Annotated in this window: 27 protein-coding genes; all 27 read left to right on the top strand. The window is 41.4% G+C overall.

Annotated features, from left to right (window positions below):
• Positions 1-54 precede the first annotated feature (54 nt).
• The 27 genes from DWX33_RS12290 (at position 55) to DWX33_RS12160 (ending at position 24,960) form a co-directional block, all read left to right on the top strand.
• Positions 55-1,263, top strand: coding sequence for a UDP-N-acetylglucosamine 4,6-dehydratase (locus DWX33_RS12290; RefSeq protein ID WP_122380484.1), 1,209 nt, complete (start codon positions 55-57; stop codon positions 1,261-1,263).
• Positions 1,264-1,274: 11 nt separating this feature from the next.
• Entirely contained in the window at positions 1,275-2,423 is a 1,149-nt protein-coding gene (locus DWX33_RS12285) for a LegC family aminotransferase (RefSeq protein WP_122380483.1), read from the top strand.
• Positions 2,424-2,452: 29 nt separating this feature from the next.
• The gene (locus DWX33_RS12280; RefSeq protein WP_122380482.1) at positions 2,453-3,100 is read left to right on the top strand and encodes a PIG-L deacetylase family protein; all 648 of its coding nucleotides are present in this window, start codon (positions 2,453-2,455) and stop codon (positions 3,098-3,100) included.
• The gene (locus DWX33_RS12275; protein WP_122380481.1) at positions 3,097-3,954 is read left to right on the top strand and encodes a methionyl-tRNA formyltransferase; all 858 of its coding nucleotides are present in this window, start codon (positions 3,097-3,099) and stop codon (positions 3,952-3,954) included. Before DWX33_RS12280 ends, DWX33_RS12275 begins: the two co-directional genes overlap by 4 nt.
• A complete protein-coding gene (locus DWX33_RS12270; RefSeq protein ID WP_122380480.1) occupies positions 3,945-4,568 on the top strand; it encodes a transferase in 624 nt (207 codons plus the stop codon). The genes DWX33_RS12275 and DWX33_RS12270 overlap by 10 nt, the downstream gene beginning before the upstream one ends.
• Positions 4,569-4,572: 4 nt before the next feature.
• Positions 4,573-5,580 carry an N-acetylneuraminate synthase gene (gene neuB / locus DWX33_RS12265; RefSeq protein WP_122380479.1) on the top strand — a complete coding sequence of 336 codons (1,008 nt, stop codon included), beginning with the start codon at positions 4,573-4,575 and terminating at the stop codon, positions 5,578-5,580.
• Positions 5,577-6,731 carry a UDP-N-acetylglucosamine 2-epimerase gene (gene neuC, locus DWX33_RS12260; protein WP_122380478.1) on the top strand — a complete coding sequence of 385 codons (1,155 nt, stop codon included), beginning with the start codon at positions 5,577-5,579 and terminating at the stop codon, positions 6,729-6,731. Before neuB ends, neuC begins: the two co-directional genes overlap by 4 nt.
• Position 6,732: 1 nt before the next feature.
• Positions 6,733-7,428, top strand: a complete 696-nt coding sequence (locus DWX33_RS12255; RefSeq protein ID WP_122380477.1) for a cytidylyltransferase domain-containing protein — start codon at positions 6,733-6,735, stop codon at positions 7,426-7,428.
• On the top strand, positions 7,428-8,480 hold the full coding sequence (locus DWX33_RS12250; protein WP_122380476.1) for a nucleotidyltransferase family protein: 1,053 nt from the start codon (positions 7,428-7,430) through the stop codon (positions 8,478-8,480). The genes DWX33_RS12255 and DWX33_RS12250 overlap by 1 nt, the downstream gene beginning before the upstream one ends.
• 219 nt (positions 8,481-8,699) lie before the next feature.
• Positions 8,700-9,947, top strand: a complete 1,248-nt coding sequence (locus tag DWX33_RS12245; protein WP_121773484.1) for a lipopolysaccharide biosynthesis protein — start codon at positions 8,700-8,702, stop codon at positions 9,945-9,947.
• Positions 9,948-9,967: 20 nt separating this feature from the next.
• Positions 9,968-10,948, top strand: a complete 981-nt coding sequence (locus DWX33_RS12240) for a glycosyltransferase family 52 (protein WP_158595304.1) — start codon at positions 9,968-9,970, stop codon at positions 10,946-10,948.
• Between the two features lie 2 nt (positions 10,949-10,950).
• Complete coding sequence (locus tag DWX33_RS12235) at positions 10,951-12,093, top strand: O-antigen ligase family protein (RefSeq protein WP_122380474.1); 1,143 nt, start codon at positions 10,951-10,953, stop codon at positions 12,091-12,093.
• 6 nt (positions 12,094-12,099) lie between these two features.
• Entirely contained in the window at positions 12,100-12,330 is a 231-nt protein-coding gene (locus DWX33_RS12230) for an acyl carrier protein (RefSeq protein WP_121773481.1), read from the top strand.
• A complete protein-coding gene (locus DWX33_RS12225) occupies positions 12,330-13,382 on the top strand; it encodes a 3-oxoacyl-ACP synthase III family protein (protein WP_192922604.1) in 1,053 nt (350 codons plus the stop codon). Before DWX33_RS12230 ends, DWX33_RS12225 begins: the two co-directional genes overlap by 1 nt.
• 6 nt (positions 13,383-13,388) lie before the next feature.
• A complete protein-coding gene (locus DWX33_RS12220) occupies positions 13,389-14,138 on the top strand; it encodes an SDR family NAD(P)-dependent oxidoreductase (protein ID WP_121773479.1) in 750 nt (249 codons plus the stop codon).
• A 3-nt stretch (positions 14,139-14,141) separates the two neighbouring features.
• Positions 14,142-15,200, top strand: a complete 1,059-nt coding sequence (locus DWX33_RS12215) for a 3-oxoacyl-ACP synthase III family protein (protein WP_192922603.1) — start codon at positions 14,142-14,144, stop codon at positions 15,198-15,200.
• A 1-nt stretch (position 15,201) separates the two neighbouring features.
• The gene (locus tag DWX33_RS12210; RefSeq protein ID WP_122380473.1) at positions 15,202-16,788 is read left to right on the top strand and encodes an HAD family hydrolase; all 1,587 of its coding nucleotides are present in this window, start codon (positions 15,202-15,204) and stop codon (positions 16,786-16,788) included.
• 4 nt (positions 16,789-16,792) lie between these two features.
• Positions 16,793-17,011 carry an acyl carrier protein gene (locus tag DWX33_RS12205; protein ID WP_057325850.1) on the top strand — a complete coding sequence of 73 codons (219 nt, stop codon included), beginning with the start codon at positions 16,793-16,795 and terminating at the stop codon, positions 17,009-17,011.
• Position 17,012: 1 nt separating this feature from the next.
• Complete coding sequence (locus DWX33_RS12200; protein ID WP_122380472.1) at positions 17,013-17,987, top strand: GNAT family N-acetyltransferase; 975 nt, start codon at positions 17,013-17,015, stop codon at positions 17,985-17,987.
• Positions 17,988-17,993: 6 nt separating this feature from the next.
• Positions 17,994-18,848, top strand: a complete 855-nt coding sequence (locus tag DWX33_RS12195) for a polysaccharide deacetylase family protein (protein WP_122380471.1) — start codon at positions 17,994-17,996, stop codon at positions 18,846-18,848.
• Between the two features lie 21 nt (positions 18,849-18,869).
• On the top strand, positions 18,870-19,853 hold the full coding sequence (locus tag DWX33_RS12190) for an NAD-dependent epimerase/dehydratase family protein (protein ID WP_122380470.1): 984 nt from the start codon (positions 18,870-18,872) through the stop codon (positions 19,851-19,853).
• A 6-nt stretch (positions 19,854-19,859) separates the two neighbouring features.
• A complete protein-coding gene (locus tag DWX33_RS12185; RefSeq protein ID WP_121962981.1) occupies positions 19,860-20,861 on the top strand; it encodes a glycosyltransferase family 4 protein in 1,002 nt (333 codons plus the stop codon).
• Between the two features lie 117 nt (positions 20,862-20,978).
• Positions 20,979-22,889, top strand: coding sequence for a nucleoside-diphosphate sugar epimerase/dehydratase (locus DWX33_RS12180; RefSeq protein ID WP_122380469.1), 1,911 nt, complete (start codon positions 20,979-20,981; stop codon positions 22,887-22,889).
• A gap of 322 nt (positions 22,890-23,211) precedes the next feature.
• On the top strand, positions 23,212-23,694 hold the full coding sequence (locus DWX33_RS12170; protein ID WP_008777799.1) for a hypothetical protein: 483 nt from the start codon (positions 23,212-23,214) through the stop codon (positions 23,692-23,694).
• Positions 23,695-23,894: 200 nt separating this feature from the next.
• Positions 23,895-24,338 (top strand): HU family DNA-binding protein, encoded by a 444-nt coding sequence (locus DWX33_RS12165; protein WP_008774393.1) that lies wholly within the window; start codon positions 23,895-23,897, stop codon positions 24,336-24,338.
• Positions 24,328-24,522, top strand: a complete 195-nt coding sequence (locus tag DWX33_RS22305; protein ID WP_140394020.1) for a hypothetical protein — start codon at positions 24,328-24,330, stop codon at positions 24,520-24,522. The genes DWX33_RS12165 and DWX33_RS22305 overlap by 11 nt, the downstream gene beginning before the upstream one ends.
• 21 nt (positions 24,523-24,543) lie before the next feature.
• Positions 24,544-24,960, top strand: a complete 417-nt coding sequence (locus tag DWX33_RS12160) for a D-Ala-D-Ala carboxypeptidase family metallohydrolase (RefSeq protein ID WP_122380468.1) — start codon at positions 24,544-24,546, stop codon at positions 24,958-24,960.
• Positions 24,961-25,226: the final 266 nt, after the last annotated feature.

The following is a 25,226-nucleotide window of genomic DNA, read 5'->3' as shown; positions in this document are numbered from 1 at the left end:
GAGCGGGCTATGAGACTTTAAAAAACGAAATAGCTTGGCGATGAGCACTTACCAATGTTGAATATAGATCGTTTCGTGAGCGAGAGTATAACTTCTCGCTCCGGCAGTATGTTTGCCGTGGATATTGAGGCAAATAAAGAACAACTCAAGCAAGAGATAGAGGAAAAGAGTCTTTTGGTGATAGGAGGAGCCGGTTCTATAGGTTCTTCCTATATCCGGGCAGTCCTTCCCTTTAAGCCCTCTAAGTTGGTCGTGGTGGATTTAAGTGAGAATGGTCTCGTGGAACTGACCCGTGACCTTCGTTCCACTCATGGTATGTATATCCCCAAGGAATACCGTACCTATACTTTGAACTTTGCCGATCCTATTTTCGAGCGTATTTTCCGGGAGGAAGAGGGTTTTGATATCGTGGCGAATTTCTCCGCTCATAAGCATGTCCGCAGCGAGAAGGACAAGTATTCCGTACAGGCATTGATAGAGAATAATGTCATAAAAGCAAAGGGATTGCTTGATTTGCTGGCTGAATACCCGCCAAGACACTTCTTCTGTGTCTCCACGGACAAGGCGGCTAACCCTGTCAATATCATGGGGGCAAGCAAGCGTATCATGGAGGATATGATCATGGCCTATGCCGCCAAGTTTAAGGTTACCACGGCTCGTTTCGCTAATGTGGCTTTTTCCAATGGCTCGTTACTGGATGGCTTTGTTGATCGGATCATGAAACGCCAACCCTTGGCCGCTCCCCGTGACGTACGCCGTTATTTCGTCTCTCCGGAGGAGAGCGGGCAGATCTGTATGCTTGCCTGTATACTAGGGCGTAACGGTGAGATATTTTTCCCGAAGCTTGGAGAGGAAAAGATGATGACATTCTCGTCTATCTGCGACCGTTTTCTTGAGACATTGGGTTATGAGAAAAAAGAATGCGCCACTGATGAGGAGGCCAAGAGATTCGCATCGGAGATGCTAGAGGGCAGTAAGATATATCCGGTCGTTTATTTCAATAGTGACACTACTGGTGAGAAGGATTATGAGGAATTCTATGTATCCGGAGAGAAGTTGAACATGGAACGTTTTAACAGTTTGGGAGTGATTGAGGAGGTGAGCAAACGCCCGTTGGAGGAGATCGATGCTTTTTTCGTGGAGTTGGAAGTGATCTTCGCGAGTCCCTCTTTCACGAAAGAGGAGGTGGTGGAGGCTATCCGACGCTTCATCCCCAACTTCGAGCATGAGGAGAAAGGAAAGAATCTGGATCAAAAAATGTAAGGAATCAAGATATGGTTGATTATGCGAGAGTCGTGGAGTTTATCCACGAACTATATGACAACTCAGAGTTCGTTCCCTTGAGTGTGCCGAAGTTTATCGGTAACGAGAAAAAGTACTTGAACGAATGTATTGATACGACATTTGTCTCAAGCGTTGGTAAATTCGTGGACCGTTTCGAGGAGGAGATGGCACGATACACCGGTGCGAAGAAAGCGGTCGTATGTGTGTCAGGCACCAACGCTCTTCATATGTCATTGCTTCTTGTTGGGGTTGAGCGTGAAGACGAGGTGCTTACCCAGGCGTTGACCTTCGTAGCCACTTGTAATACGCTTAGCTATATCGGTGCTCACCCTGTTTTTATTGACGTGGATCGGGAGACGATGGGACTTTCTCCTCAAGCGTTGCGAGTTTGGTTAGAGAAGAACGCCGAATTAAAGAATGGTGTTTGTCATAACAAGCGTACGGGCAGACGGGTGAAAGCATGTGTTCCCATGCATACTTTCGGACATCCCGTCAAGCTGGATGAGTTGGTGGATGTTTGCCAAGAGTGGCATATCGAGTTGGTGGAAGATGCGGCGGAAAGTATCGGGAGTTTTTATAAAAGGCGCCATACCGGTACATTCGGAAAGGTTGGAGCCATCAGTTTCAACGGGAATAAGACCATTACGACCGGAGGCGGTGGGATGATGTTATTCCAAGATGAGGAGCTGGGTAAACTGGCCAAGCACATCACGACTCAAGCAAAGGTTCCTCACCGCTGGGAGTTCCGCCATGATCATATCGGTTATAACTATCGTATGCCAAATATTAATGCGGCTCTTGGTTGCGCTCAGTTAGAGCATTTGGATGAGTTTGTGGCCAGTAAGCGGAAAGTAGCCCAAGAGTATGCGGATTTCTTCAAGAATATAAGTGATGTTGATTTCTTTGAAGAGCCGGAGGATAGTCATTCCAATTATTGGTTAAATGCGGTCATTCTGAAAGATAAAGAGGCGCAATACGAGTTTCTGGAATATACCAATGACCATGGTGTTATGACACGTCCCATTTGGGAATTGATGAGTCGTTTACCGATGTTTGAGAAATGTGAGAATGACGGATTAAGGAATACCATCTGGTTTGCGGACCGGGTGGTGAATATACCGAGTAGTGTAAGATTGTGAAAAAGAATTTCCTGTAGAATTATATAAATATGAAAGAAAAAAAGAAAGTGCTGGTTATTTCAGTACATCCCGATGATGAGACATTAGGATGTGGAGGGAGCATTTTGAAACATTTGGGGCAAGGAGATGAGGTTCACTGTGTTTTCATTACAGGAGGAAATATCTATCAGAGTCAATTGATAGATTATATCAATACATTGTATGGTTTTACCAGCATAATTACCTTGGGCTTTAAAGAACTGCATTTACATGAAATGCTGAATGAACTGATAGAAGCTTTATCTAAGATAGTATTGACCGTTCAAGCTCAAGTGTTGTATATTCCCAATCGTTCAGATGCTCATTCAGACCATCGAGCTGTCTTTAGCGCAATCATGGCTTGTTCGAAAAATTTCCGCTATCCATTTATTGAGCAGATACTTATGTGTGAAGTGATCTCTGAAACAGATTTTGCACCTATTCTTAATGAAAACACATTTGTTCCAAACTATTTTATTGATATCTCTGAGGAGTTTACAAAGAAGGTTGAGATATTAAAGATGTTTGGATCTGAACTGCTACCTTATCCTATGACTCGTAACCAGAGTGCCATAGAGGCTCTTAACCGATATCGTGGAACTTTGATCAATGCAGAATATGCTGAAGCTTTTATGTCTATTAAAACAATTGTAAGATGAAAGATCAACTTTCGGTAATCTTTATAGGAGGATTGAGTAATGGTAAGATCATTTATGATTATCTAAATAAAAACAGATATGTTAATATACCTTTGGTTATTACCTACTCAGATACATATAAAGGAGCTCGTCACACCATATTAGGCGATGGCTCAAAATTCATGAAGAAAAATACCGTTAAGGATTATATTGATGTTATCAAAGAGTTGGCTCCGGATTTAATTATTGTAGCAGGTTGGTCTGAACTTATACCTAATGAGATACTCTCGATCCCTCGAATGGGGGTTATCGGTTTCCATCCTGCTAAACTTCCGTTCGATCGTGGTCGTTCGGTACTTGCTTGGCAGATAGAGGATGGATATACAGAAACTTCTCTCACTATGTTTAAATATTCAGATTATCCCGATGGGGGAGATATTTTGGCGCAAGAGCCTATCGCAATAGCTTCAAATGATTATATAAATGATATATTGGATAAGGTAGATGCGGCGAGTCTAAATCTCATTCGGGCTTATTTTCCTCTTTTGCGAAAAGGTTTTTTGAAAGGAGTGAAGCAAGATCTATCAGTGGGTAGTTTTCGGCGTTTACGCAGTGCTGATGACTCGATTATAAAATGGGATCGTAATAGTGTTGAGATATATAATAAGATACGTGCCATTTCGCATCCTTATCCAGGTGCAACTACCAAATTTGAAGATAAAACGATGTTAGTATGGAAATCAGAAATTATATCTTCATTCCCCTTTCCTGTTGATACAAAACCTGGAACGATAGTGGCTCAATGTTACGACAACACTTTGATTGTAAAAACACGTGATGCTTATTTACGTTTAACAGAATATGAATGGAAATGAAAAAACTCATCATAATAGGTGGAGGTGGTCATGCTTTATCAGTATTGGAAGCAATGGATACATCTATAGAGATCGCTGGATATGTTGACAATATAGAGTCAAATAAGTTGATTTTACCTTATTTAGGAAACGATGAGTTTGTTTTGTCTAATTTCTCCCCAGAAGAATATAGCGTCCATCACGCTGTTGTTTATACTAATGATGTAAATTTATCTCTTCGTAGTCGAATTATTCAGCAATATGAAGGATATGAGTCTTATACCATGATTGCTCGTAGTGCATTGGTTACTCCTTCCTCAAAAATAGCGGGGGGATGTGCTCTTATGGAAGGCGCTATTGTCAATGGAGCCATATTGGCACAAAATAGTGTTATTAATACTAAAGCAGTGATAGAGCATGGTTGTATCTTAGGTAATAATGTCTTTGTTGGTCCTGGAGCCATTGTCTGTGGCGATACTTGCATAGGTGATAATGTATTGGTGGGAGCTGGCGTTATTATACGTGATGGAATTGAAATAACGGAAAATGTGACGATTGGTATGGGGAGTGTTGTTGTCCGTAGTATTGTTGAACCAGGAGTCTATTTGGGAAATCCTTGTAGAAAAATAAGATAAAATAATGAATCATACTCTTATCATTGCCGAAGCTGGAGTTAACCACAACGGCTCTATTGATATGGCCAAAGGACTTATTGATGTCGCTGCCGATGCGGGTGTGGATTATGTGAAGTTTCAGACCTTTAAAGCGGAAAACCTTGTAACAAAATATGCTGTGAAAGCTGAATATCAGCAACGGAATATGGACGATAACGACAATTCTCAATACGCCATGCTTAAGAAGTTGGAATTTTCATCTGAACAGCATTTTGAATTGATCAAATATTGTGTGCAGAAGGGTGTAGGGTTCTTCTCTACCGCTTTCGATTTTGATAGTGTGGATTTCTTGGCGTCCCTTCATCTGGGACTTTGGAAGATTCCCTCGGGTGAGATCACAAACTATCCATACTTGAAGAAGATAGCGGGTTTTCATCAGCCTGTTATTCTCTCCACGGGTATGAGTACTACGGGAGAGATAGAGACGGCTATCAATGTACTTACAAAGTTTGGTGTGCAGAAAGAACAGATCATCGTACTTCACTGCAACACCGAATATCCTACCCCTTTCGAGGATGTAAATCTTCGTGCGATGCTCACTATAAAGGAAGAGCTTGGTGTTAAAGTGGGCTATTCCGACCATACAAGAGGTATTGAAGTGCCTATCGCTGCGGTCGCTCTTGGCGCAGAGGTGATAGAGAAGCATTTCACCTTGGATCGTAATCTGCCCGGGCCGGATCACAAAGCGTCGCTTGAACCCGATAAGTTGAAAGCGATGGTTTTGGCTATTCGAAATATAGAGCGAGCTATGGGTGATGGGGAAAAGAAGATAACGGAGTCTGAAAGTAAAAATATTGCCATTGCTCGTAAGAGCATTGTTGCTGCGTGCCCCATTAAAAAAGGTGAGATTCTCTCGGAAGAAAACCTCACGGTCAAGCGCCCAGGTACAGGTGTCAGTCCCATGCGATGGGATGAGGTTGTTGGTGCGATCGCTATCCGTGACTATAATGAAGATGAGTTGATAGAGCTATGAGAAAGATTTGTGTAGTTACGGGTACCCGTGCGGAATATGGGCTTTTGAGCAGGTTGATGCGCTTGATCGACGAGTCTGAGGATTGCCGGTTACAGGTCATCGCAACTAACATGCACCTGCTTCCCGAATATGGGAATACGTACCAAGAGATAGAAAAAGATGGTTTCTGTATTGATGCGAAGGTATTGATGCGAAAGCCAACCGATGACGCATATGGGGTGATCACGTCTATGGCAGAGGAGATGAGCGGGATGAATGAGGCTCTTCGTGACTTATGTCCGGATATGGTTGTGATATTGGGTGATCGCTACGAGATGTTAGTGGTAGCTACCGTTGCCATGTTGCAACGTATCCCCATCGCTCACCTGCATGGGGGTGAGATCAGCGAGGGGGCCATGGATGATAGCATCCGCCACTCCATCACGAAAATGAGTTCGCTGCATTTTACCTCTACAGAGGAGTACCGGAGGCGTGTCATACAATTAGGAGAACAACCTGAGAGGGTGTTTTATGTAGGAGCGCTGGGTGTGGAAAATCTTAAGAAAGTTCCATTGATGCGCAAGTTAGAGTTGGAAGACTCTTTGAATTTCAAATTTGGAGGTTTGTCCGTGTTGGTAACATATCATCCGGTAACATTAGGAAATCGTATTCCTAAAGATGAAATTTCTGATTTATTGAAGGCATTGGATTCTTTTTCAAGTTTGAAGGTTTTGTTTACTATGCCAAACTCCGACCAAGGGGGAGAGGAAATACGATCGGCCATAGAAGAGTATTGTGTCCGGAATGAAGAACGATGTCGTTGTTTCAAGTCTTTGGGGGTAAGACGTTATTTATCGACATTGGGCTATGTGACAGCGGTTGTTGGAAATTCATCGAGCGGATTGCTTGAAGTCCCTTCAGCTCACATTCCGACATTAAATATTGGTGATCGTCAAAAAGGTCGTACAAGGGGAGCTTCTGTTGTAGATGTTGCATCGGATGAAGCGTCTATCGTTAAGGGATTGCAAAAGGTCCTATCTCCTAATTTTCGTGCTTTTTGTAAAACGACTACAAATCCATATGAGAAAGAGGGTACGGCAGAGAGTATTTTTAAAGTAATCTCTACATATTCACTTGATAACTTTTTACAGAAATCATTTTATAATTTGTAAGATGAATATATTGGTGATTATACCTGCTCGGGGAGGGAGTAAAGGTATTCCTGGAAAGAATATTAAACTTTTAGGAGGTAAGCCTCTTATAGGTTATACAATTGATGCTGCACGCTCGGTAGTTGATGATGCTCACATTTGTGTGACAACTGATGAAGAAGAAATTATTGAGGTTGTAGAAAAGTATGGGCTTCATGTTCCGTTTAAACGTCCTGCGGAACTTGCGACTGATACAGCTGGAACATACGAAGTGCTGCTTCATGCACTCAATTTTTATGAGAAAAGAGGTGAGACTTTTGATGTGGTTCTGTTATTGCAGGCAACATCCCCATTTCGTATGGGTAAACATATCAAAGAGGCGCTCAAACTATATACAAAGAATCTTGACATGGTAGTCAGCGTGAAAGAGACAGATTCGAATCCTTATTATCTCTGCTTTGAAGATGATGCCCAAGGTATGCTTCATATAAGTAAGGGTGATGGGCTTTATACTCGTCGTCAAGACTGTCCCTCTGTATACGAATACAACGGTGCGATCTATGTAATCAATCCTGTTAGCTTGAAAACGAAACCGCTCAACCAATTTACGAAGCGGGTGAAATATGTTATGGATCGGGAACACTCCATTGACTTGGATACCATGATGGATTGGATGATGGCGGAATATATGATTAACAATAAACTTGTGGAATTATAATGATCTCTTTTGAACATCATTGTGTAAAACACAATGATACGATTTTGTTGGCGTTGGCGAAATTAGATAAACTGTCTTGGTTGGATATGGTTGTTTTTGTGTTGAATGACAAAGGGCAGGTCGTAGGTACTTTAACGGATGGAGATATTCGCCGGGCTTTATTACGTGGTTTGAATCTTTCTGCCAATGTAAGTGAAGCCATGAAGACTGGATTTGCTTTTATGTCAACTACAGAAAAAGATCATACATCTACTATCAATACATATCGTAAACGTAATATAACGGTAGTACCTCTATTAGATGAAAATAATCATTTGATTAGGATCTATAATCTTAAGAAGATGCACTCAATTTTACCTATTGATGCAGTCCTTATGGCAGGAGGTAAAGGGGAGAGGTTACGTCCTTTGACTGAGAAAACGCCGAAACCACTGCTTCCTGTGGGAAATAAATGTATTATAGATTACAATGTAGACCGATTGATTACTTATGGAGTAGAGCATATAAGTGTGACTTGCAATTATTTGAAAGAACAATTGTATGAGCATTTTGAAACACCACGCAATGGGATAAAGGTGAATTGTGTGACTGAACCCCAATTTTTGGGAACGATTGGTTCTATTAAGTTCGTAGAGAGTTTCTATAACGACACAGTGCTGGTGATGAATTCCGATCTTTTTACCAATATTGATTATGAGGATTTCTACCTTCATTACTGTCTGCACGATGCGGATATGAGCGTTGCGGCTGTGCCTTATATCGTGAAGGTTCCTTATGGTGTATTTAGTCTAGATGGACGTAATATAAAGGGCATAGTGGAGAAACCGACTTATAGCTATTATGCCAATGCTGGCATCTATCTGATAAAGAAATGTTGCCTTGACCTTATTCCTAAAGACGAGTTCTTTAATGCTACCGATTTTATGGACAAGATGATAGCCACTCATCATAAAGTGACCCGTTATCCCATATCTGGTTTTTGGATAGACATTGGGCAACATGATGAGTTGGCACGGGCTAAAGAGATGGTGAAACACATAAAAGTCTTGTAAGTGTTTACAATCGATCTCAATATTAAAAGAGTTTCATCAGCGAGTGGTAGTTCTCTTGGGGGTATGATTCACTTCGGTAGCCCAAAGTCTTGCTCCCCCAAATATAAAATTGGCCGTGGCTAATAGTTAATAGTGTTGTTTGATTTTTTTACATGCTCAAGTTTAGGATGCTGAAAAAGTGCCTTTTAAAAAGGGAAAATCCAATTTAGAGTACTTATCATGTTCGATATTTTTACTAATAAGAATTTCCGAAATGGTGTTTTATTTGCGCTATTCTCTTTTTTTAATACGGGTGTTAATTTTGTTATCATGCTGGTGATGGCAAGATTTATAAAGCCTGATTCTTATGGACAGTTAAGTCTGTTCACTACGATGGTTTCTTTGCTCTCTATATTTGTATGTCTGAATACGAATGGTTTTATAGGGGTGAATTTCTTCTCTTCTTCTAAAGAAAAAATTCAGAGATTGCTTAATGTAGTGTTGTTGACATCTCTACTTGTTTATATAGTGATGTTGACGATGATGTGTTGTTTCACGTCGACTTTTGAGCAAATGTCAGGTTTAATACTAGTTTATCAGTTTTATGCCATATCTTTTTGCTTGTTGAATGTTGTGAATACGTTGCTGCTTGACATTTGGCGTTTGGAAGAGAAAGTTTGGAAGTATGGGATATTTTCAGTTTTGTTGATATTATGTAATCTGATTTTAACGATTCTGTTCGTGGGATTCTTAAAGTGGGATTGGCAAGGTCGGATGTATGCGCAGGTGATTACATGTGCTTGTTTTGTGTTGTTGGCTCTCTACGTTTTAATAAAGAAAAATTACCTTGGTAGGATATTCCCCAAAAAGGAGGATTTTGTAAATGCATACCGTTTTGGCATCCCTCTAATTCCTCACACCACTTCTTTTTGGTTGCGGCAAGGTCTTGATAGGTATATCATCAATTCTTTTTTTGTACAGTCGGTGGTGGGATTTTTTAGTTTTGCCTATAATTTTGCTAATATTATCCAGATAGTTGGCATGGCTTTCAATGCATCTAATTCTGTATATATCTATAAAACACTGTCTGATTTTGATGTAGCCAAGCGGCAGAATTTGCAAAGGGATTGTCGTTTACTGGTTGTGCTTTACGCTGCTCTGACGCTTGTCATTTTTATTGGTGCATACTTATTTATTCCTTTTATGTTTCCTAAATATGAGGAGAGTATTAGGTATGTTTTTCCCTTGTGTATAGGTGCCATGTTTCATTGTTTTTACTTGGTGTATGTAAATATTCTTTTCTTTTATAAAAAAACGAAGCAATTGATGTATATCACATTTCCTTTATCTCTGTTACATGTGGCGTTGTCGTGTGTGCTGACGAGATATGGAGTGATATATACAGCATATATACTTGTAGTAGTGAATATGCTGATAGCTGGATGTGTATATCGATACTCTCAATATATATTACAGAAGGTATTATAATGAATAATAATTTTAATTGTATGATATATTTTAATTTAAGAAAAAAATATAGAGCGGTTTGTTATGCAGAAACAGTTCGTGTGTTATTTTTGTACTTAATTATTAATCCTCATTTAATTGATGAAACATATTTTTTGTTTGGATATAATATTCCTAAATATATTAGAGAGATATTTGCTCGTGATAGTTTTCTGTTGAAAAGAAAAAAGAAGGGGTATCTTTTTAGTCTATTTAATATTATTAGATGTTGGATTTGTTTACCTGTTATTTATTTTTTTAGAAAATTGAATAATATACCAGCTTATGGGCAGGATCATTTGAAATTTGGACGTTTCTGTGTAAATAGGTCAAGTGAATTCTATTTGTTGGAAGATGGACTAGGAAATTATATAAATCCAATTAAAATATTGAAACTAAAAAATAATCATAGACTTATTTTTTTTTGTAAAACTATTTATAATTTTTTTAGGAGTGCAATGGACTATTCTTTTGGCTTGTCAAGAAGTGTAAAGCGTATATATTTAACTGGTATAAAACCTGTTCCGGAGTGTTTGTTAGATAAAGTTGAAATTTTTTCAATAGAGGATTGCTGGAATAGGCTACTTGATGATCAAAAGATGTATATAAAGAATATTTTTATTCAGAAGAAATATTCTTTTCCTAAAGAAATAGATGTGTTGCTATTAACTACTTGTTTTTCTGAAGATGGTTTTATGAGTGAGGAAGAAAAGGTTGCGATGTATAAATGTTTAGTGAGAGAGTTAGCTCCTAAAGAATTAGTGATAAAGCCTCACCCGAGAGAAATGACAGATTATAGACAAGTTTTTAAAGGTGCTTTAATAATGGAAAAAGATATCCCTTTTGAATTGTGTGTTTTGATTTATGAAATTAGTATTAAAACAATTATTAGTGTTGGTTCTACTTCTGCCTATTTTGGGCAAGATCATAAATGTAGAAGAGTAATATATGAAGAAGATTATATATATCATTTTAGAAAATAGGTATGAGGGATCGTTTTGTTAGTCGATTGTTTGTAATTATTATATTGTTTACTCTTATCATGGCTTTAATGCCTTTGTGGTCGGGTAGCTTAATTTGGAATTATTTTTCTTCATTTGAGAGTTTTTCTCATTTTCAAGTTGTTTGTACAAAATTTTTAGTTGGATTTTTGTTATTGCTTGTGATGTTTTTTCAAAAAAAAATTAAGATTGTAGTGTCTGATTTTTTTTTATTGCTATCTTTTGTGTCTATTTTATTGTCAGCTTTGGTAAATGGCTTAGATGGTTTTAGTTTTACTGTGTTGACAGGATTGTTGTTTTATTATGTGATATTTACATTGTATCCAAATTATTGTGTGAGTGACAATCTACTAAATTTATGTACATATATACTTTTGTTGTGGTGTATACTGCCTCTTGTGCATTTTTTCTTTTCATCTAGGGATACTCAATTGCTGTTTTATACGAATTTAGAAGGTTCGATATCAACTTTTTCTGGATATGCTTTTCATAGAAATTGGTATGCTATATATGTCGGAATGACTATTTTGTTGCTTTTATTTTCTAACTTTAAGTGGAGTGTCAAATGTATTTTAGGATTGTTGTTGTTGATTGGGCTTGTAATGTCTGAAAGTAGGAGTGTATTTGTCTCAGTAGTGTGTTCTATCTTAGTATATTGTTTTTTTAAGTACAAATTAAATGGTCGATTTTTGTTCTTGTTATTAGTGCTTTCTGTCGTTTCATTTTTTTTGTATGTGTATTTTGATGAATATTCTTTAAGAGGTTATGCTTCTAGTGGTGATGATGGGCGTAGTGAGATTTGGAACTATTATTGGAGTTTTATTAAGGATCATTTTTTTTGGGGGAATGGAAAGCCTTTATTATATGTTGACTCTTATTCCTTGTTGCCAAATTATGCTCATAATTTTGTTTTACAAAGTGTTGCTGATTATGGAATTTTAAGCTTAGTTTTCTTTTTATTATACTTGGTATGTCATTTTGTTAGTATCTCGAATAAGGCAAAAACTTTATTCGTTTATCTGATAATTATATCATTGTTTCAACCTTATTATATGATGGGAACGCCCACTTTATTTGCGATGAATGTATTTTTTCTATCAGAATTATCTTCAAAAAGTATAAATTAAAAGTTTATGGAATTAAAAGATTTTATTCAAAATTTCGCCGATCAGTTCGATGACACTGACGCAAGCGTGTTTACTCCGGAAACAAAGTTCAAGGAGTTGGAAGAGTGGTCCTCGTTGACGGCCTTGTCCGTGATCGCCATGATAGATGAGGAGTATGACGTGAAGATCAAGGGTGACGATGTGCGTAATTCGCAAACGATCAATGATCTTTACGAAATCGTTAAATCCCGTCTCTGATGGCTTTTCTGGAATTCAAGAATGTACGGATCTCCGGCATCTCAGCCGGAGTTCCGAAACATGTGGAGTACAATCAGGATTATCCCTATTTTGAGGAGGGTGAGGCGGAGAAATATATCGCCTCCACCTCCGTTAGGGAGAGGCGTATCGCTGATCCCGGGGTCTGTTCCTCTGATCTTTGCCTCTCAGCGGCTGAACGCCTTATTAAGGATTTAGGTTGGGATAAATCAGAGATCGAGTGTTTGTTGTTTGTGTCTCAAACAGCGGATTATATCTTGCCGGCTACGGCTTGCATCTTGCAGGAACGTTTGGGATTACCTGAGAGTTGTTACGCCATGGATATATCCTTGGGCTGCTCGGGTTGGGTTTATGGTTTGAGCGTGATCACTTCCCTGCTGTCCTCCGGGCAGATAAAGAAGGGCTTGCTTCTTTCCGGGGAGATCTGCCATTTGCAATCCTCACCGTTGGATAAGAGCGCCTATCCCTTGTTTGGTGATGCCGGAACCGCCACGGCTTTAGAGTATCAAGAAGGATATGAGCCTGTCCGTTTTCATTTTTCTACAGATGGAAGTGGGTATGAGGCTATCATTATCCGTGATGGGGGTTATAGACATCCTTTTGATAACCAATCATTGGATGTTTATACGACTCCGGAAGGTTTACGAAGGACACGTTTGAACACGGAGATGGATGGCATGAGCGTTTTCTCGTTCGGGATAACGAAGGCTCCTCAGAGTTTCAACCTGTTGATGGAGCGCTTCTCATTGGATTGGGAGTCCTTGGATTATTTCGTGATGCACCAAGCTAATTATTTCATGAATAATAAGATCCGGAAGAAATTAAAATTACCGGAGGAGAAGGTGCCTTACTCCATGCCTCTTTTTGGCAATACAAGTAGTGCCTCCATACCTTTGACGCTGGTGACAGCCTGTTCGTTGAGAACACGGAGGAGTAAGATCGCGGTTTGTGGTTTCGGGGTTGGCCTGTCTTGGGGAACCGGTTATTTCGAGTTGGATGAGAATGTAATGATAAGTGATTTGGTCGAAATATAAATAATTATGAGTTATAATCCATATTCATTAGAAGGAAAGACAATATTGGTAACGGGAGCGTCTTCTGGTATAGGAAAAGCTACGGCCATTGAATGTTCGAAATTAGGAGCTAGAGTTATAATTACGGGACGTGATGAGGCTCGGTTACAACAGACTTTAAGTTCACTAGAAGGAGAGGGGCACGTTGTGATTGCGGCTGGTTTGGGAGAAGATGATGGGATACGATTCTTGGTAGAGCGAGTTCCAGTTTTAAACGGTATTGTACATGCGGCAGGTATCAGTGATACGGTTTTATTCCAATTCTTAAAGAAAGAGCGATTGGAGAATATATTCAACATAAACTTTTTTGCACCAGTAGTATTATCTCAATTATTATTAAAGAAAAAATTATTACGGAAAGGGGGATCTATTGTTTTTTTGTCCTCGATAGATGGCCCGATTACTGCGCATATTGGAAACTCTATGTATTCAGCAACAAAAGGAGCTCTTTCTGCGATGATGCGAAACATGTCTATAGAGTTGGCTTCTAAAGGAATTCGGGTTAATGCTGTCTTGCCGGGAATGACTGAAACACCTTTGATACATAATGATGATATTACTCAAGAACAACTGAATAAAGATATGGAGCTTTATCCTTTGAAACGTTATGCGGATCCCCGGGAGATAGCGTGGGCAATAATCTATTTATTGTCAGATGCAAGTACATTTACTATAGGGGCCAACCTTGTTGTCGATGGAGGATTTACGGTTTTATAGGCTATGGCGATACTGAAATATACAGATGTGGGGATTCATTCGGTCTCAGCTTGTGTCCCCCAAAAGGTTGTACGGAATTCCGAACTGGATAATTTGATCCCCAAGGCGGATTTGGAAAAGACCATCCATTCCATTGGTATTCGTGAGAGGAGAATAGCGGAGCGGGATGTCTGTTCCTCCGATCTTTGCAGCAAGGCTGCGGAGCGGTTGCTCTCGGAGCATGGCATTGACAGGGACTCTATCGGTGCTCTGATCTTTATCTCCCAGACTCCGGATTACCGTCAACCGTCCACTGCGCCTTCCTTGCAGGATCGTTTGGGCTTGCCAAAAACGGTGATGGCGTTTGATATCAACATGGCTTGTTCCGGATATGTGTATGGATTATCCATCGCTTATTCCTTGGCCTCGCAGGATGGGATAGGACGTGTCCTTTTGCTGGTGGGAGAGACCATGTCCAAGACCGTATCGGATCATGACAAGGTGACGACACCGTTGTTCGGCGATGCCGGTACCGCCACGTTGATAGAGAAAGGAGATGGGTATGGCCCCTCCTGTTTCGTGCTTCATTCTGATGGGGGTGGCTCGGATATGCTCCGCGTGCCGTACGGGGGATACCGGAATCCTAGTAGCACGGAGGGATTTGAGCGAAAAGTGGATGAGGAGGGGAATATCCTGAGCGGTGAGCAGTTGCACATGCGTGGAATGGATGTCTTCAATTTTGGTTTGCGGGTTGTTCCCTCGGGTATAAAGGAGATATTGAAAGTATTAGGTATGGGGATCGAAGATGTGGATATAATCCATTTCCACCAGGCCAACCGTTTCATGACGGATTTCTTCGCCAAGAAATTGAGGTTCCCGTTGGATAGGGTGCCGTATAGCTTGGGGTATTTTGGCAATACCAGTGCCGCCTCCATTCCCTTGAACATGGTCCATACCATGTATGATGGCAGTTTCCCGAGACGGCGGCATGTGCTTATGGCCGGTTTTGGGGCGGGCTTGGCCTGGGGAACGGCTTATCTTTCCTTGGAAAATCTAAGAATCTCAAAGCTGATAGAATATTAAGATGAGATATTATATATTTCGGAACAACACGCTTGAGCCTTTGTTCGGGAATCTGGATGCTCGTTACTCCGGCTATGGGGATATTTCCTCGCTGGAAGAGGGAGCGGATCGCTATATCTGGTTCTACCAAGTCCCTTTCGGGTTTGATAGGTGCCGTGTGGCGGAGGAGGTGTTATCCTATATCGATAAGTTGAGGTGGGTAATAGAAAAGATACCGGCACATAAGAGCGTGCTGGTCTTCTCCTTGGTTGATCTTTGTCCGTTTCAATGGGTCGGTTCAGAATGGGAGGTACAGGAGAGCATAGAGACCTATAACAAGTATCTACGCTCGCTCGCCTCGGAGAGGAGTAATGTCCGGTATGTGGATCTGCCGGATTTCACTCGCCGTTATTCTTCCAGCCAATTATTTGACTGGCGTTTCTATTTTATTTCCCAAATGGGCATTAACCCTAAGCTGGCTTCCGACTTTTCTTGCTGGTTTGAGGATCGTTTGAGGGAGATAAGCCTCTGCCGGAAGAAGTGTCTGGTATTGGATCTGGACAATACGCTTTGGGGGGGAGTCCTCGGGGAGGACGGTATAGATGGAATAAAGATAGGAGGTGATTATCCGGGCAAGGCGTTCCTGTATTTTCAGGAAGGCTTGTTGGAACTGGCCAAGAGAGGTGTCATACTGACGATCTGTAGCAAGAACAACGAGCGGGACGTGTTGGATTTGTGGGAGAAGAATCCTTTCGTGTTGTTACGGAAGGAACATTTCTCGGCTTGGCGTATTAATTGGCGGAACAAGGCGGATAACATAAGGGAGCTTTCGGAGGAGCTGAACATAGGTCTGGACAGTCTCGTCTTCGTGGATGATAACCCGACGGAGCGTGAGTTGGTCCGCCAAATGCTTCCGATGGTGGAGGTTCCCGAGTTTCCAAAACAGCCTTATATGCTACCCGATTTCTTGATCTCCTTGTCGGATCGTTATTTCCGTGTCTATTCGGTGACGGAGGAGGATCGGCGGAAGACCGAGCAGTACAAGGCGAATGCGAGCCGTACACAGGAGCGAAAGAAATTTGTGGATTTCGATCAGTATCTACAGAGTCTGGAGATCGAGATGAGGATTGAACCGATGAGCTCGTTCAATGTTTCCCGTATCGCCCAGATGACCCAGAAGACAAACCAGTTCAACTTGACGACCCGTAGGTATTCGGAGATGGATCTCATGGGATTTTTTTCCGGGGGCTGGTTGATCTATTGCCTTTCCGTCAAGGATCGCTTTGGGGATAATGGGATAACCGGAGCGGTCTTGTTGAGACCTATCGATGGGGGTTATGAAATTGATAGTTTCTTGCTCAGTTGCCGGATTTTAGGCAAGCGGATAGAAGAGGCGTTCTTGTCCGGTATTCTTAACATGTTGAGGAATAGTAGTGTTAAGCTCGTAAAAGCGTCTTATATTCCGACATCCAAGAATATGCAAGTCTCAGGCTTCTATGAGCAAGCCGATTTCATTTTGGATGGCCATGATAAGGATGGAAGCAAGTTCTACCATCTAGAAATGGGTGCGGAGATAAAAATCCCATCTTATTATAAAATAACATATTGATAGTATGGAAGAAAAGATATTGTGCGTATTAAAGAACGTGTTAGGATTGGAGAGTGCGACAAAAGCGTTATCCCAACAGAATTGTGATAAATGGGATTCCTTGCGTCATTTGAATTTGATCGTTGAGTTGGAATCCGAGTTTGGTGTCGAGTTCGATCCGGAGGAGATCTCCGGGATGAAGTGTTTCGAGGATATAGAAAGGGTATTAACGCAAAAACTGTGATATGGATTCGGTCGTGAAAAAAACCGGAGAATTATCCGATTCAGAGATAAAGTCCATAAATACACTCTTTTTCGAGGTATTTGGCTTGCGAAGAGATATCCTTACGGTTCGTGAGGAGTGCTTTAATGCTCCTTTGGGATATTCCGTACATAGTTTGATGTATGACAAGGGTCTCTTAGTCGCTTATTATGTATATATGCCTTTTTATTATAAGAAACAAGGGGAAAAATTCATTGCGGCTCTAGGGTTTGATTCAATGGTAAAAAAGGAATATCGGGATTTCTTTACTTTTTATGAGACGGAAAGGGCTTGTTGGCCTTGTCTCCGAAGTATAGGGTGTAAGTTGTTGTTTGGTTTTCCGAATGACGAGTCTTATCCGGTTATGATAAAAGGGTTTAAGGTAAAAGATATAGGCCGTTTGACCACTTATATCCTTCCGATCAAGATTGGTCCGATCATTCCGAGGATGAGATGGCTTGATCCTTTCTTTAGACTTTTTTCTTGGTCTCTGATCAAGATGTCCCATTTATCCAAAGGGAAAAAGATTCGTTCCTTTGTTTTTGAGAAGGATCGTGAGTCTTTCGATAAAGTCCGTTATAGATGGAATAAGGGGCAATATGAGATACGGGATATAAAAGGCTGTAAGTATGTTTATCGAATAGAGGATCATAAAGATCGCCATCAAAATTTTAATCCAGTTAAGACCGCTTTTCTTTTAGATGTATATCCTATGAACCGCTCAAATTTTGAGTTTGCGGTACGATCCATATACCAAGAGCGATCAAAGGATATTGATTTGATCATGTATGTGGGGGATTTAAATTTTGTTCCGGTTTCATTGATTAAGATGCCTCATAGATTTGAACCTAAACATTTTCATTTTACTTGTAATTTGATTGACAAATCATATTTTGATGATACTCTATATGATATAAAGAATTGGGACGTGAATTTGTCAAGTTATGATTTAGTTTGATAAAGGATGAATATCTTGACTTTCGACATCGAAGACTGGTATAATTGTGATTTTATATCAGAGGATTTTGACTGGGATAGACACGAGGTTCGCATATATCAAGGGGTGGATCGCATTTTGGAGGAGTTGGATAAACGAAACTTGAAAGGGACGTTTTTCTGTTTAGGTTGGATAGCCGAAAGGCATCCTGGTGTGATTCGTTCTATCCAAAAGCAAGGGCATCATATTGGTTGTCATTCGTATCAGCATGAGTTATCTTTTCGCTTCAATGAAAAAGACTTCAAAAGGGATACTGCTATGGCTAAATCGTTGATAGAAGATCTAATAGGGGAAGAAGTGAACGCCTTTCGTGCTCCGGGGTTCTCGATTACTAAAAATAATACGTGGGCACTTCGTTGTTTGGGAGAGTTGGGGTTCGAGTATGATTGTTCTATGTTCCCTGCCCCCCATGATTATGGTGGAATGCCTAGTTATGGAATGGGTGTTCCGAAACGGATAGACTTGGGTTTCGGTGGGTTTATCAAGGAGTTCCCTATTAATATACAAGCAATATGTGGAAAATATATCGTTTTCTCGGGAGGAGGATTTTTCCGTTTATTTCCTTATTGGCTGATTGATTATTGGGCTAAGAATTGTACCTATATGATGACTTATTTCCATCCTCGTGATTTTGACACGGGGCAACCGATTATCCGATCCTTGCCTGTTATGAGACGATTTAAAAGTTATGTGGGTATTAAGGGTGCTTTTGGTAAATTCCAACGCTTGTTGAGCCATTATGACTTTATGAGTGTAAAACAGGCTGACTCTATCATAGAATGGGATAAGACTCCGTTGGTCAAGTTGGAAGACTTGAAATGACATGCCGTAAATAAATTCACGATGAATATATTAATAACAGGGATCCACGGTTTTGTGGGTTCCAATCTGGTTGTTGCCTTGAAGGAGCGTCATGGCCTCTATGGTTTAGATATTGTTACCCCGGAAAAGGACGGTGTGATAAAGACTTTTTCTTGGGATGACTTAGATAAGGAGATGCCGGGATTTGACGCGGTGATCCATTTGGCGGGGAAAGCGCATGATACTAAAAATAGGAGTGCCGCAGATACTTATTTTAAGATTAATACGGGATTGACCCAACGAATTTTTGATTGGTTTTTGGCTCGGCCTTCTATCAAGAAATTTATCTTTTTTTCTACGGTAAAAAGTGCGGCTGATTCTGTACAAGGAGATATACTAACCGAAGAATGTGTACCTGTTCCCATAGGACCGTACGGTGAAAGTAAAATCAAGGCTGAGAACTATATCATCGAGAGGTTTGCGCCGGAAGCGTTAGGCAATTTGTATCATGCGTTTGGAGATAGTTCTATCTATCCCGACAAACATGTATATATCATGCGTCCTTGTATGATTCATGGCCCGGGAAATAAGGGGAATTTGAATCTGTTATATAATGTAGTGAGTAAAGGGATTCCTTGGCCGCTTGGGGCATTTGAGAATCGTCGTTCATTCACTAGCGTACAGAACCTCTGTACAGTGATAGAAGGTTTCTTGACTCAAAAGGTAGAGAGCGGCATCTATCATATGGCTGATGACGATCCGTTGTCTACCAATGAATTAATCGAGGTGATTTGTGAGGCGTTGGGTAAGAAGACGAGAATTTTGTATATCCCTAAAGGGGTAATGAACGTGATGGCAGAGATGGGTGGATGGCTACATCTTCCACTCAATCCGTTTCGTATGCAGAAGCTGACAGAGAATTATGTGGTAAGTAATGCTAAAATAAAAAAGGCTTTGGGGTTACAAAAGATGCCGGTATCCGCAAAAGAGGGATTGGCTTGTACTATTCTTAGCTTTAAGAAGTGATAAGATATGAACGGCTTGCTTTATGTACTGATTTTCGCTTTGCTATTTTTTGCGGAGCTTTTTTATTTCCATATAGCGGATAAGTTTAATATCATTGATAAACCCAACGAGCGCAGTTCCCATGCCTCTATTGTCTTGAGAGGTGGTGGCATTATCTTTTTACTGGGTTTATGGACATGGGCTTTCTTTTTTGGATTTTCTACGCCGTGGTTTCTTATGGCCGTTACCTTAATTGGGGGCGTAAGTTTTATAGATGATGTACGTAGCTTGCCTGATTCTGTGCGTTTGGTGGCCCAATTCATTGCCATGGTGATGATGTTTTATCAATTGGATATATTGCGCCTGAATATGTGGTGGGTGTTGTTGTTGGCGCTTATCGTTTGTGTGGGAGCCTCGAATATCATTAATTTCATGGATGGTATAAATGGCATTACGGCTGGTTATTCTCTATCAGTATTGCTTCCATTGATGCTGGTAAACGAGAAGTCCGGTTTTGTTGATCCGTCTTTGATCTACGTTTCGGCACTTAGTGTTTTGGTGTTTTGTCTTTTTAACTTTCGTCCCAAGGGAAAGGCTAAGTGCTTCGCCGGAGATGTAGGTTCTATAAGTATAGCCTATATTTTGCTGTTTATGATAGGCAGTCTGATTATTAAGACAACGGACGTGACTTACTTGGTCTTTTTATTGGTTTATGGTGTGGATGGTTGTTTGACGATAATGCATCGCGTTCTACTGCATGAGAATCTAGGTCAAGCGCATCGTAAACATGCTTATCAGTTGATGGCGAATGAACTTAAGATTGGTCACGTTAAAGTGTCGTTGGTATATATGTGTTTACAGTTGGCGGTTTCTTTGGCATTTATCTATGTGATACCTGATACCGTAATGGCACATTGGTTGTATTTGTTGGCGGTAGTAGTGGTGGTGGCGTTGTTGTATGTGGTATTTATGAAAAAATACTATTGTTTGCATGAAGAATATTTAGCTTCGATTATAAAAGAGAATTAAGTTATGGTTTTTATGTGGATTTTACTTGCTTACATGAGTGATACCCCCCTGATCCTTATGTGCTAAGGATATGGCCTATATCGTTAATTGTTTAAAGAAAAATATATTGAGATTATTATGAGTCTTTTTTCTCGACTATCTACCTGGTACTTTTCCAAGAAATCCTTACCCTATTGGGGTATTATCTTGCTGGATTGCTGCTTGATCTTATTTTCTGCTTTGTTGGTGTATACCTTGAATAATGGCGTATTATCAACCTTGGATATCTTAGGACATCTATTGGTCACGCTGTTGGTATGCCTGATTCCTTATCTGGTAGGCTTTCGCCTGTTCCATACCTATTCGGGGATTATACGTTATTCCTCTTTCGTGGACTTGCAAAAGGTGGGATTCGCCGTCTTGTTTGGCTTGATTTGCGTAGTCGTGTTTCAGGCGTTGACGGACTTTTCTCCTTATTTGGTGTATATCCGTAAACGGGATCTGATCCTCTCCGCATTGTTGGCTATGAGCTTGATGTGGATGATGCGTGTGTTCGTTAAATTCTTTTATGTGAGTACTTTCCGGGTGGCTAAGGCGGAGCGTGCGTTTATCTATGGCGTGAAGCAAGGTGGGGTGAGTTTGGCGAAGAGTATCCAGAATCAGGATCCGGCCCGGTTTGTGCTGGCGGGGTTTATCTCGGACATAGCGGAGATAGAGTATCGATATTTAATGGGAGTCAAGGTTTACCCGAATGATGAGGAATTGGTTTCTGTGATGAGGAAAAAACGGTCTAATGTCTTGCTGGTGTCTCCATTGAAAGTTGAGGCGATCCGGAATAATCAAGAGATGGTGGACAGGCTGATCAAGGCGAATATAAAGATCTATATGACTCCTGCCGCCCAAGAGTGGGACGGGAGGAGCGACTTGAGCCATACCCAGCTGAGAGAGGTGAATATAGAGGATTTACTGCCCCGTGATAAGATCGAGATAGACTTGGAGGCTGTGAGGAAGCAGCTTACCGGTAAGCGGATTCTGATAACAGGAGCCGCCGGGAGTATCGGTAGCGAGATCGTGCGGCAGGTAGCCCAGTTCGCCCCGGAACGTATGGTCTTGATAGATCAGGCGGAGACTCCCTTACACGATGTCCGCTTGATGATGGCTCGTGGGTGGCCGGATATAGAATCCTATACGGTTGTGAGCGATATTTGTGTGCGTGAACGCATGGAGGAGCTGTTCGAGGAGCATCGTCCGGATTACGTGTTTCATGCTGCGGCTTACAAGCATGTGCCTATGATGGAGGATAATCCGGAGGAGAGTGTCCGCAACAACGTGGACGGTACCCGGGTGATCGCAGACTTGGCGGTGAAATACGGCACGAGGAAGTTCGTTATGGTATCGACCGACAAAGCGGTGAATCCCACGAACGTGATGGGCTGCTCGAAACGTATTTGCGAGATCTACGTGCAGAGTTTGGATCAAGCCATCAAGGATGGGAAGGTGAGCGGTCGTACGCAATTCGTGACGACTCGTTTCGGTAATGTGCTGGGATCGAACGGTTCCGTGATCCCGTTATTCAAGGAGCAGATCAAGCGGGGTGGTCCTGTTACGGTGACGCACAAGGATATCATTCGTTTCTTCATGTTGATACCGGAGGCTTGTAAGCTGGTCCTAGAGGCCGGTACGATGGGTAATGGGGGCGAGATCTTCGTGTTCGATATGGGTAAACCTGTACGGATCGTGGATCTGGCTGAGCGGATGATCCGTCTGAGCGGCGTGAAGGGAATCGAGATCCGGTTCACGGGATTGCGGGACGGGGAGAAGTTGTATGAGGAGGTACTCAATGAGGAGGAAACCTCCAAGCCTACTTTTCATCCGAAGATCAAGATCGCCCAAGTCCGTGCGTATGACTACGCTGACGCCAATCTGCGGATCGATGCCTTGGTGCAGGCGTGTGCCGTGGAGGGGGATATGCAGATCGTGAAGCGGATGAAGGAGATCGTTCCCGAGTTCAAGAGCCAGCATTCTAAATATGAGGTGTTGGATGAATAGAGCGAAATAAAAAGTAAATTATGGATTTATCCGTGAGGGCCTATGCTATTAATGTTGATTTAAATATAGCGTCAAAAAAGAAGAGCCTCCCTAGAGGCATTTGCAAGAAAAGAGAAAGAACCATGTGGGTTTTGTGATGAAAAGATAGGATGATAGATATTTTGTAGAATCGATATAAGGTCAAGGTTTTGTACCGGTCTTCTTTTCCCGTAAAGGGATTTAGAAGGCCGGTTCTGTTTTTATATATGTATTTGAAAATCCGTATGTAAGTACGGTGTCCGGCCATATGCGGCGCAGGGATAAACATTCCCCCTGCGTTCGCATGATGAAAAAGATCTATGAGCGTTTGAGAGAGAGATTGGGGCATAAGCCCACGGTGAAGAATTTTGACGCATTCTTGGTAACGTTGGGGCCGGATGAGCGGGAGTCTTGGAAAATGGATGTGTGTAGTTTGGGATATGGAGATTATTATAGGAAGATGCCCGGGGCGTACCGTAAATTTATCCGGAAGTATATGGAGCATGACCGGGAGTGCGAACGGTGTTATATACGTAAGTATACGGTGCGTGGTGATTTGTTGTATTCCCCATTTCGTCCGGAACTCTTGTTGGAGCTAGTGAAGCTTGTGGAGTTTACGGATCGTGAGACTCCCCCTTCCTCCTTGGAAATAGCTTCTTGCCTGTTGATGGGGTTTGATTATCCGGGCTCGGTGCGTGGCTTGGCTTCTCATTTGCGAGAGGCGGGGCATTCTGCGGAAGCAGTCTTGGTGCTTGCCGGAAAGAGGGAGGTGACGGATGAGTTTTAAAAGAGATATGGATTTGAATGTTAGTTAAGAATAGCAGGTTTTTGTTGTCTTTGAAAAGAGGTATTTTTGGTTTTTTTTATTTTTAATTAGTTGAATATTACTTGTTTGATGGATAAAACTACGGACGTTCGTCTCTTCTGGGCCATCTTACCTTTGTGTCGTGCTCCATAAGGGGTATATAACCATAAAAATTAAAAGATATGGCACAAGGTTTTAAGTTGGTATTGCGTCCGTCGAAGCCGGGCGAGAAGGATTCAGAGAAAAAGTTTTATGCGGTGTCGAAAACGAATGGTACCTCTAGTATGAAAACGCTATGTAAGTTGATCTCGGCACGTAGTACGGTGTCGTCGGCAGATGTGAAGGCGGTATTGGATAACCTTAATTTCGTATTAGATATGGAACTTCAGGAGGGTCGTATCGTAAAGTTCGGCGATTTCGGGAGTTTCCGGATCTCGGTGAGTAGTGATGGTGTAACAGATAAAAAGGATTTCAATTCGAGTATGCTGCGCCCGCCGCGTATCATTTTCACTCCGGGAGGTGAGTTGAAGGATACGAAGAAGACACTGGAGTACTCACGGATCTCCCAAGATGGTGCCACTGCGGAGGCTGGTGGCTCTGATAGTGATAGCCCGAGTGAGATTTAACGTGCAACTGGTAATGGCCGTGCTGCTTTGCGTGGCCGGCCTTGCCTTAGTATTCTGTGGTTTTTGGGTGGCTCCTTCCGGTGAGATAGATAACAGCGTGCTGGTCGCATTTGGGGAGATCTGTACGTTTGCCGGTGCGTTGTTTGGGGTGGACTACTCTTATAAATTGAAAATTAAGGATTGAAAATTGAAAATTTGAGTTAAGATGGAAAAGGATGAGAAGAGATTAACAGAGCATTTTCGTATGGACGAGTTTATTTATAGTGCGATGGCGGTGGAACTTGGACTTAATAATGCGTTGCCTTCGGAGGTAATACCGGCGATACGGAATCTAACGGTGCGGTTGTTGGAACCTTTGCGTATATATCATCGACAGCCTATGTATATCATGAGTGGCTATCGAAGCGAAGAGTTAAACCGATTGGTGGGAGGTGCCCCTAGCTCGCAACATATGAAGGGGGAGGCGGTAGACATTTACACGGTGGATCGCAACCGACTATTGGAGGACTTGGTGGCAAGCTGCCTAAATTTTGATCAGGCGATCCTTTATCGTACGGAGGGATTCATACATCTTTCATTAAAAAAACATGGGGTGAACAGAAAACAGATTTTATTTAAATAGGAGGGGGTATGAGTGGATTTTGGAAAAAAGGATACTATATATTGTGTTTTATCGTACGTACATTATATAACTTGTTAAGTCTTGAAAAAAAGCCTAAAAAATAATGCCCGATAAATTTGGAGGTTATGTTTTATAGCATTACTTTTGCACCCGCATTCGAGAGAGAACGCCGGTCCAAAATGATGAAACAAACTTTTAGAAAAAAAGTTCCGAAATAATTTGGAAGTTTAAAATAAAAGTCCTTATCTTTGCAGCCACGTTCGCAA

The organism is Parabacteroides sp. AF19-14 (genome assembly GCF_003635485.1).
GTDB classification, from domain to species: domain Bacteria; phylum Bacteroidota; class Bacteroidia; order Bacteroidales; family Tannerellaceae; genus Parabacteroides; species Parabacteroides distasonis.
Note: the sequence above shows the minus strand (reverse complement) of the source record. Positions and strands in the feature narration are given on the sequence as shown.

Coding starts and splice junctions, on each gene's coding strand:
- DWX33_RS12270 (WP_122380480.1), top strand. CDS start 3,945: ATGGAAATGAAAAAACTCATCATAATAGGTGGAGGTGGTCATGCTTTA.
- DWX33_RS12280 (WP_122380482.1), top strand. CDS start 2,453: ATGAAAGAAAAAAAGAAAGTGCTGGTTATTTCAGTACATCCCGATGAT.
- DWX33_RS12255 (WP_122380477.1), top strand. CDS start 6,733: ATGAATATATTGGTGATTATACCTGCTCGGGGAGGGAGTAAAGGTATT.
- DWX33_RS12215 (WP_192922603.1), top strand. CDS start 14,142: ATGGCGATACTGAAATATACAGATGTGGGGATTCATTCGGTCTCAGCT.
- DWX33_RS12240 (WP_158595304.1), top strand. CDS start 9,968: ATGATATATTTTAATTTAAGAAAAAAATATAGAGCGGTTTGTTATGCA.
- DWX33_RS12180 (WP_122380469.1), top strand. CDS start 20,979: ATGAGTCTTTTTTCTCGACTATCTACCTGGTACTTTTCCAAGAAATCC.
- DWX33_RS12285 (WP_122380483.1), top strand. CDS start 1,275: ATGGTTGATTATGCGAGAGTCGTGGAGTTTATCCACGAACTATATGAC.
- DWX33_RS12170 (WP_008777799.1), top strand. CDS start 23,212: ATGATGAAAAAGATCTATGAGCGTTTGAGAGAGAGATTGGGGCATAAG.
- DWX33_RS12190 (WP_122380470.1), top strand. CDS start 18,870: ATGAATATATTAATAACAGGGATCCACGGTTTTGTGGGTTCCAATCTG.
- DWX33_RS12230 (WP_121773481.1), top strand. CDS start 12,100: ATGGAATTAAAAGATTTTATTCAAAATTTCGCCGATCAGTTCGATGAC.
- DWX33_RS12195 (WP_122380471.1), top strand. CDS start 17,994: ATGAATATCTTGACTTTCGACATCGAAGACTGGTATAATTGTGATTTT.
- DWX33_RS12185 (WP_121962981.1), top strand. CDS start 19,860: ATGAACGGCTTGCTTTATGTACTGATTTTCGCTTTGCTATTTTTTGCG.
- neuB (WP_122380479.1), top strand. CDS start 4,573: ATGAATCATACTCTTATCATTGCCGAAGCTGGAGTTAACCACAACGGC.
- DWX33_RS12160 (WP_122380468.1), top strand. CDS start 24,544: ATGGAAAAGGATGAGAAGAGATTAACAGAGCATTTTCGTATGGACGAG.
- DWX33_RS12165 (WP_008774393.1), top strand. CDS start 23,895: ATGGCACAAGGTTTTAAGTTGGTATTGCGTCCGTCGAAGCCGGGCGAG.
- neuC (WP_122380478.1), top strand. CDS start 5,577: ATGAGAAAGATTTGTGTAGTTACGGGTACCCGTGCGGAATATGGGCTT.
- DWX33_RS12220 (WP_121773479.1), top strand. CDS start 13,389: ATGAGTTATAATCCATATTCATTAGAAGGAAAGACAATATTGGTAACG.
- DWX33_RS12250 (WP_122380476.1), top strand. CDS start 7,428: ATGATCTCTTTTGAACATCATTGTGTAAAACACAATGATACGATTTTG.
- DWX33_RS12245 (WP_121773484.1), top strand. CDS start 8,700: ATGTTCGATATTTTTACTAATAAGAATTTCCGAAATGGTGTTTTATTT.
- DWX33_RS12235 (WP_122380474.1), top strand. CDS start 10,951: ATGAGGGATCGTTTTGTTAGTCGATTGTTTGTAATTATTATATTGTTT.
- DWX33_RS12210 (WP_122380473.1), top strand. CDS start 15,202: ATGAGATATTATATATTTCGGAACAACACGCTTGAGCCTTTGTTCGGG.
- DWX33_RS12200 (WP_122380472.1), top strand. CDS start 17,013: ATGGATTCGGTCGTGAAAAAAACCGGAGAATTATCCGATTCAGAGATA.
- DWX33_RS12275 (WP_122380481.1), top strand. CDS start 3,097: ATGAAAGATCAACTTTCGGTAATCTTTATAGGAGGATTGAGTAATGGT.
- DWX33_RS12290 (WP_122380484.1), top strand. CDS start 55: ATGTTGAATATAGATCGTTTCGTGAGCGAGAGTATAACTTCTCGCTCC.
- DWX33_RS12225 (WP_192922604.1), top strand. CDS start 12,330: ATGGCTTTTCTGGAATTCAAGAATGTACGGATCTCCGGCATCTCAGCC.
- DWX33_RS12205 (WP_057325850.1), top strand. CDS start 16,793: ATGGAAGAAAAGATATTGTGCGTATTAAAGAACGTGTTAGGATTGGAG.